This window comes from Sphingomonas sp. FUKUSWIS1 (assembly GCF_000733135.1).
Lineage (GTDB): Bacteria > Pseudomonadota > Alphaproteobacteria > Sphingomonadales > Sphingomonadaceae > Sphingomonas > Sphingomonas aerolata.
In genome coordinates this window covers 1,898-7,549 of sequence record NZ_JPJC01000164.1, presented here as the reverse complement: position 1 = coordinate 7,549, position 5,652 = coordinate 1,898, and the positions used below count along the sequence as shown (strand labels likewise).

Sequence of the window (5,652 nt, the reverse complement as noted above, 5' to 3'; positions counted from 1 at the left end):
CCCCCGCCAGCGAGAACATGTCGCCGCCGTCGGCGAGGTCCTCGTTCGCGGCGGGGCCCTTCTTGGCGGTCTGGCGCTTGTCGAAGCTGTCCCAGACGTCGTTCCACTGGCCCTTGGTCGCGGCCTTCGAATATTCGGTGGCGCGCTGTTCGAAGAAGTTGGCGTGCTCGACGCCGTTGAGCATCGGGGCGAGCCAGGGGAGCGGGTGCTCGTCGATCATGTAGATCGGCTTCAGGCCGAGCTGAGTCATGCGCCAGTCGGCGATGAAGCGGATATACTTCTTGATCTCCTTGGGGGTCATGCCGTTGACCGGACCCATTTCGAAGGCGAGATCGATGAAATTGTCCTCGAGGCGGATCGTCGTCTGGCAGACGTCGGCGATGTCGTCCTTGACCGCCTTGGTCAGGCACTGACGCTCGGCGCAGAAGGTGTGGAACATCTTGATGATGCCCTCGCAGTGCAAGGACTCGTCGCGGATCGACCAGGTGACGATCTGGCCCATGCCCTTCATCTTGTTGAAGCGCGGGAAGTTCATCAGCATCGCGAACGAGGCGAACAGCTGGACGCCCTCGGTGAAGCCGCCGAACATCGCGAGCGTGCGCGCGATATCCTCGTCATTGTCGACGCCGAAGCTCTGCATATAGTCATGCTTGTCCTTCAGCTCAGCATATTCGAGGAAGGCGCCATATTCGCTCTCGGGCATGCCGATCGTGTCGAGCAGATGGCTGTAGGCGGCGATGTGCACCGTCTCCATGTTGCTGAACGCGGCCAGCATCATCTTGATCTCGGTCGGCTTGAACACGCGGCCGTACTTCTCGTGGTAGCAATCCTGCACCTCGACGTCGGCCTGGGTGAAAAAGCGGAAGATCTGCGTCAGCAGGTTGCGCTCGTGATCGCTGAGCTTCTGCGCCCAGTCGCGGCAATCCTCGCCCAGGGGCACTTCCTCGGGAAGCCAGTGGAGCTGCTGCTGGCGCTTCCAGAATTCGAACGCCCAGGGGTATTCGAACGGCTTGTACTGCTTGCGGGCTTCGAGGAGGGACATAGGATACTCCGGGACAAATTTGGGAAATTGAGGAAACTAGAAACGGCTTGAACTGGTGATGACGACGACGAGGAACAGCAGCGACGCGATCGGTGCGGCGATCATCAGCACGCGGCCGCGCTGGCGGATCTTGCCGATGTCGAGCGCGCCGGGGTTCCAGCCGGGCGTCGGACCCCAGAAGGTCTCGCCGCGAAAGTCGCCCGACCAGGGATTATGGTCGAGCCGGCTCCAGTGACGGCCGAGGATCATGTTCGCCGCGCAGATGCCGACGACCGCGAGGATCAGGACGAGCGTGTTCACGATTCGAGCGTCCATTGCCACATCGCGCCCGCCGACAGCGCGAGCACGATCGCGCCCGAGGTGAGCATGATGCCGATCATCCGGAAGGCATAGACCTGCTTGTCGCTGACATCGGGGCTGCGCAGCCGCAACAGCATCGCGACGCCGATGATCCCGAGCAGGGCCGCGACGACAAACATGATGGCGCTGCCATAGGTCATGCGACCAATGCCCGAGACGCGCGTTCTGCACCCGGACCCACCACAGGAGACGCAAAATGGTCGACGCAACCCAGATCAAGGAACACGCTGAAGTCATCGGCGCGGACGGCGTTCATGTCGGTACCGTCGATCATGTCGACGGCGACCGCATCAAGCTGACCAAGAATGATTCGCCGCAGTCGCAGGACGGGCAGGGCGCCAAGCATCACTATATCTCGCTCGGCCTCGTCGCCGAGATCGAGGGTGACAAGGTCCGCCTGAGCGCGACCGGCGCGAACGCGCTGACGTTCGAAGAGAGCGAGTAACCGCGCGGCGCCCTCGCCCGAGCGGAGGGGGCGCGCCGAGTGCACGACAGGGGCGTTCCGGAGCGATCCGGGGCGCCCTTTTCGCGTCGGACGTACGCGGTCTCGCGCTGCTGCACCGGCCACCCGAATCGGGGTGGCGTCGGCCGGTGTCCGCCCGGCGGCAGAGTGCGATTTGCTGCGCATGTCGTCTCCGTCCTAGCTGGGCCCGGCGTCGCCGATGGGCGGCGCTGCGTGACGCCATTTATCTACATGATCGGGCCGGATACCGCTATGCACTTATTTCGATAAGAGCCGCGAATTATCCGACTTGCACCTAGGGATGGTGTGGTCGGGGCCGTTTCGACACCAGATACGGGATCGGGCGTCGGGAGGCGGTCGGGTGGTCGAGACCCCCGTCGGGCCGCGGAATTCCGCGGGTTTCGGGGCCGGACAGGCGCTGTCCGGGCCCCGAAACGACGCGATCAGGCGGCTTCGGGGTCGTCGTCGACCGGGGCCGCGCGACCGGCGGTCGGGAGCAGTGCGGCAAGCGCTGCAATCGCGTCGCCGGTGAAGTGCCGGACCGCGCCCTCGGGGCCGATCTGGAGCGCGTGCTCGGGCGTCAGCGTCGCGGCGCGCTGATGCTCGGGATCGAGCGTGGTCCAGGTGCGGACCGCGGTCTCCAGGCTGGTCACCTCGGCGACGTCGGTGTCGCCGCGGGGCACGTTTTCGAGCGCGGCGCTCATCCGCCAGTCGATGTCGGGCGGCGTCGTGTCGCCCCAATAGGCTTCGGTCATCGTCATACCTCCATCATGCGGGATCCAGATGGAAGCGCCCGGTGGGCGGCGGAGGTTCCGTGGTCAGCCGGCCTCGGTCCGCGCCGCGGCGGTGCGCAACAGGACATAGCCGAGCGCACCCGAGGCGAGCGACGCGGCAAGCACCGCGAGCGACGCCATCTCGGTCCGCTGCGCATCGGGAAAGGCGAGATTGGCGATGAACAGCGAGATGGTGAAGCCGATCCCCGACAGCGCGCCGATCGCGAGCACCATCCGCCAGGTGACCGCGTCGGGCAGTTCGGCAGCGCCCGCCTTGACCGCGAGCCAGGTCGCGGTGACGAAGCCGAGTGGCTTGCCGAACGCGAGGCCTGCGAACACGCCGATCCCGAGCAGCGATCCCGCGGCGTCGGCGAGCAGGTCCGACGAGAAGTGGATCCGCACGGCCGACAGCGCGAACAGCGGCAGGACGACATAGGACACCCAGGGGTTGAGCATCTGGACGAGGCGTTCGGCGGGTTCGTCGGTCGCCTCGGTCATTTCCTGGATATAGCCGAGCTGTTGCTGCGCCTTGCGCTGGATTTCCTCATTGTCCTCGGGGTCGCCCGACTCCGCCTCGTCGACCGCCTGCTTGAAGCGGTCGATCGGGGCCTGGACGCGCTCGGCGAAGCGGCGCTCGGACAGCCGTGACTGGGTTGGCGACAACAGCCCGAGCATCACCCCGGCGATCGTCGCATGGATGCCCGAGGCATAGACGCCCGCCCAGACGATCAGCCCGAGCAGCACATAGGGGATGGGCGAGACGAGCTTCAGCCGCAGCAGCACGAAGATCGCGACATAGGCGACCGCCGCGACGACGAGCATCGGCAGGACCAGGGTGCCGGTATAGGCGACGGCGATGACGAGCAGCCCGCCGACATCGTCGATCGCCGCGAACGCCAGCAGCACCGCGCGGATCGACACGGGCAGCCGGGTCGCGAACATGCCGATGATCGCGAGCGCGAACGCGGTGTCGGAGGTGATGACGGTGCCCCAGCCGCTCGCTGCCTCGGTCCCGTAGTTGAACGCGAGATAGACCGCGACGGGGACGAGGATCCCGCCGATCGCACCGGCAAGCGGGAACATCGCGGTGCGCACGGTCGACAGCGCGCCCTTGGTGAATTCGCGCTTCACCTCCGCGCCGATGATCAGGAAGAACAGCGGCAACAGCGCCTCGTTCACCCAGTCGGCAAGCGGGTGCGCGGCGCGGAAGCTGCCGAGCCGGATTTCGAGCGTGCTGTCCCACATCGTCTGGTAATCATGCGCGATCGGCAGGTTGGTGCAGACCAAAGCGACGATCGTGGCGATGAGCAGCGGCCCGCCGACGACCTGATCGGCGGCGAAGAACGGTGCGAGGCGGTGGAGGAAACCGGCGGCGGCGGGCGAATGATGCGCGCGCGCCGCCAGCTTGCCGGAGAGACGGGGGGTGAGGGCCATGATGTTCCAGGATCGCGTCGGCAGGACGCGCGTGCGGGTATAACGGTGCAGACCGCCTGTCGTATCCCTTGCCGTATCCCTTGGGCCCGTGGGACACTTCTGGCGGCGGACCGACGCCGCCGGGGGTTGCGTCGCGCGTCACCTGCGGTATCGCCGCTGGCAGGAGGCCGCGCGCCATGACGACCATCGGAACCAAGATCGACGAGACGGGGACGCTGATCCGTGACGGTGGTGCGTTTTATCTCCGCCGCGACATGGGCGGGCGCTATGAGCTCGAGCTCCACCGCACGCCGGTCGACCTGGTCGAGAAGCGCGTCCGGCTGGTCGGCACGCTGGTCGGTGACGATCTGGTCAATGCGGACGGCGTCTCGCCCGTCTGAGCGCGTAAGTCCCAGATAGCATGGGGCCCGGGGTGGATCGAGACCGCCCGGATGCTACACCCTCCCCGAATCAGGGGAGTAGTCCATGCATCGTCGTCGGTTTCTAACGAGTGCCGCTGCCGCGTCCGTCATCGGCGCGGTCCCGCTGAAGGGGGCCGCCGCGGCGGGATCGCGCGACGCGGCGCTGCGCACGATGCTCGACCGGTTCTTCTATGCGCGGCTCGACGACTCGCCCGAACAGGCGACGCGGCTGGGGCTCGACACGGGGACGCGCAGCGGCCTGAAGGCGCGGCTCGACGACCAGTCGGCGGCGGGACGTGCGCGCGAACTGGCGCAGGCGACGAAGGAACTCGCCGAGCTGCGCGCGTTCGGGACGAGCGGGCTGTCGAGCGACGCCGCGCTCGATCACGAGATCGTGACCTATCAGCTGACGCGCGCGGTCGCGGGCGCGAAGCGGTTCACCTATGGCAGCAGCCTCGGGCGGTTCGCGCCCTATGTGCTGAGCCAGCTGACCGGGCCGTATCGCGACGTGCCCGATTTCCTCGAATCGCAGACGCGGGTGCGCGATGCGGGCGAGGCGGATGCGTATCTGCAGCGGCTGTCCGCGCTGCCCAAGGCGATCGACGACAGCAGCGCGCAGCAGCGCAGCGACGCGGCGCGCGGCGTGTTCGCGCCCGATTATATCCTCGACACGACGCTGAAGCAGCTGGGCAGCGCGATGGAGGGCGCGGCGGCGCAGAGCGTGATGGTGACGAGTTTCGCCACCAAGCTGAAGGCCGCGGGGCTGCCCGACGACCGCGTCGCGCGCGCGACCGCGATCGTCGAGCGCGACGTCCGCCCCGCGCTCGAGCGACAGCGTGCGCTGGTCGCCGAGCTGCGCGCCAAGGCGGTGCACGATGCGGGGTGCTGGCGGCTGCCCGATGGCGACGCCTATTATGCCGCGGCGGCGGAGGCCGCGACGACGGTGGCGATGAGCGGGGACGAGATCCACCGGCTGGGCCTCGCGCAGGTCGCCGAGATCGGCGCGCGGATCGACGGCATCCTGAAGACGCAGGGGATGACGCAAGGAACCGTCGGCGAGCGGCTGGTGGCGCTCAACAAGCGGCCCGACCAGCTTTATCCCAACACCGATGCGGGCCGTGACGCGCTGCTCGCGCATCTCAACCGGCAGATCGTCGCGATGCAGGCAAGGCTGCCCGA

8 protein-coding genes are annotated in these 5,652 nt (G+C 67.3%); 3 read left to right on the top strand and 5 right to left on the bottom strand.

Annotated features, from left to right (window positions below; genetic code table 11):
* From sphsw_RS10530 to sphsw_RS10520, 3 genes are all read right to left on the bottom strand, one after another.
* A partial coding sequence (locus sphsw_RS10530) for a ribonucleotide-diphosphate reductase subunit beta (RefSeq protein ID WP_031440580.1) occupies positions 1-1,042 on the bottom strand: 1,042 nt, incomplete at its 3' end.
* A gap of 36 nt (positions 1,043-1,078) precedes the next feature.
* Complete coding sequence (locus tag sphsw_RS10525) at positions 1,079-1,342, bottom strand: hypothetical protein (protein WP_031396613.1); 264 nt, start codon at positions 1,340-1,342, stop codon at positions 1,079-1,081.
* Positions 1,339-1,542 (bottom strand): hypothetical protein, encoded by a 204-nt coding sequence (locus tag sphsw_RS10520; RefSeq protein ID WP_031396614.1) that lies wholly within the window; start codon positions 1,540-1,542, stop codon positions 1,339-1,341. Before sphsw_RS10520 ends, sphsw_RS10525 begins: the two co-directional genes overlap by 4 nt.
* 56 nt (positions 1,543-1,598) lie before the next feature.
* On the opposite strand from sphsw_RS10520, the gene sphsw_RS10515 reads away from it, so the two are divergent.
* Positions 1,599-1,847, top strand: a complete 249-nt coding sequence (locus tag sphsw_RS10515) for a DUF2171 domain-containing protein (RefSeq protein ID WP_031396615.1) — start codon at positions 1,599-1,601, stop codon at positions 1,845-1,847.
* Between the two features lie 461 nt (positions 1,848-2,308).
* Here sphsw_RS10515 and sphsw_RS10510 read toward each other — a convergent pair whose 3' ends face one another.
* Both sphsw_RS10510 and nhaA read right to left on the bottom strand, forming a co-directional pair.
* On the bottom strand, positions 2,309-2,620 hold the full coding sequence (locus sphsw_RS10510; protein ID WP_042467039.1) for a hypothetical protein: 312 nt from the start codon (positions 2,618-2,620) through the stop codon (positions 2,309-2,311).
* A 63-nt stretch (positions 2,621-2,683) separates the two neighbouring features.
* Positions 2,684-4,072, bottom strand: a complete 1,389-nt coding sequence (nhaA, locus tag sphsw_RS10505) for a Na+/H+ antiporter NhaA (protein WP_031440578.1) — start codon at positions 4,070-4,072, stop codon at positions 2,684-2,686.
* 176 nt (positions 4,073-4,248) lie between these two features.
* Between nhaA and sphsw_RS10500 the strand changes: the two genes are divergently transcribed.
* Both sphsw_RS10500 and sphsw_RS20420 read left to right on the top strand, forming a co-directional pair.
* Complete coding sequence (locus sphsw_RS10500) at positions 4,249-4,452, top strand: DUF5818 domain-containing protein (RefSeq protein WP_031440577.1); 204 nt, start codon at positions 4,249-4,251, stop codon at positions 4,450-4,452.
* An 85-nt stretch (positions 4,453-4,537) separates the two neighbouring features.
* On the top strand, positions 4,538-5,652 hold a 1,115-nt coding region (locus sphsw_RS20420; RefSeq protein ID WP_042467038.1), incomplete at its 3' end, for a DUF885 domain-containing protein.

What these genes read in the sequence shown, in the direction of transcription:
- sphsw_RS10515 (WP_031396615.1), top strand. Translation starts at nt 1,599, where the DNA reads ATGGTCGACGCAACCCAGATCAAGGAACACGCTGAAGTCATCGGCGCG.
- sphsw_RS10500 (WP_031440577.1), top strand. Translation starts at nt 4,249, where the DNA reads ATGACGACCATCGGAACCAAGATCGACGAGACGGGGACGCTGATCCGT.
- sphsw_RS10520 (WP_031396614.1), bottom strand. Translation starts at nt 1,542, where the DNA reads ATGACCTATGGCAGCGCCATCATGTTTGTCGTCGCGGCCCTGCTCGGG.
- sphsw_RS10510 (WP_042467039.1), bottom strand. Translation starts at nt 2,620, where the DNA reads ATGACCGAAGCCTATTGGGGCGACACGACGCCGCCCGACATCGACTGG.
- nhaA (WP_031440578.1), bottom strand. Translation starts at nt 4,072, where the DNA reads ATGGCCCTCACCCCCCGTCTCTCCGGCAAGCTGGCGGCGCGCGCGCAT.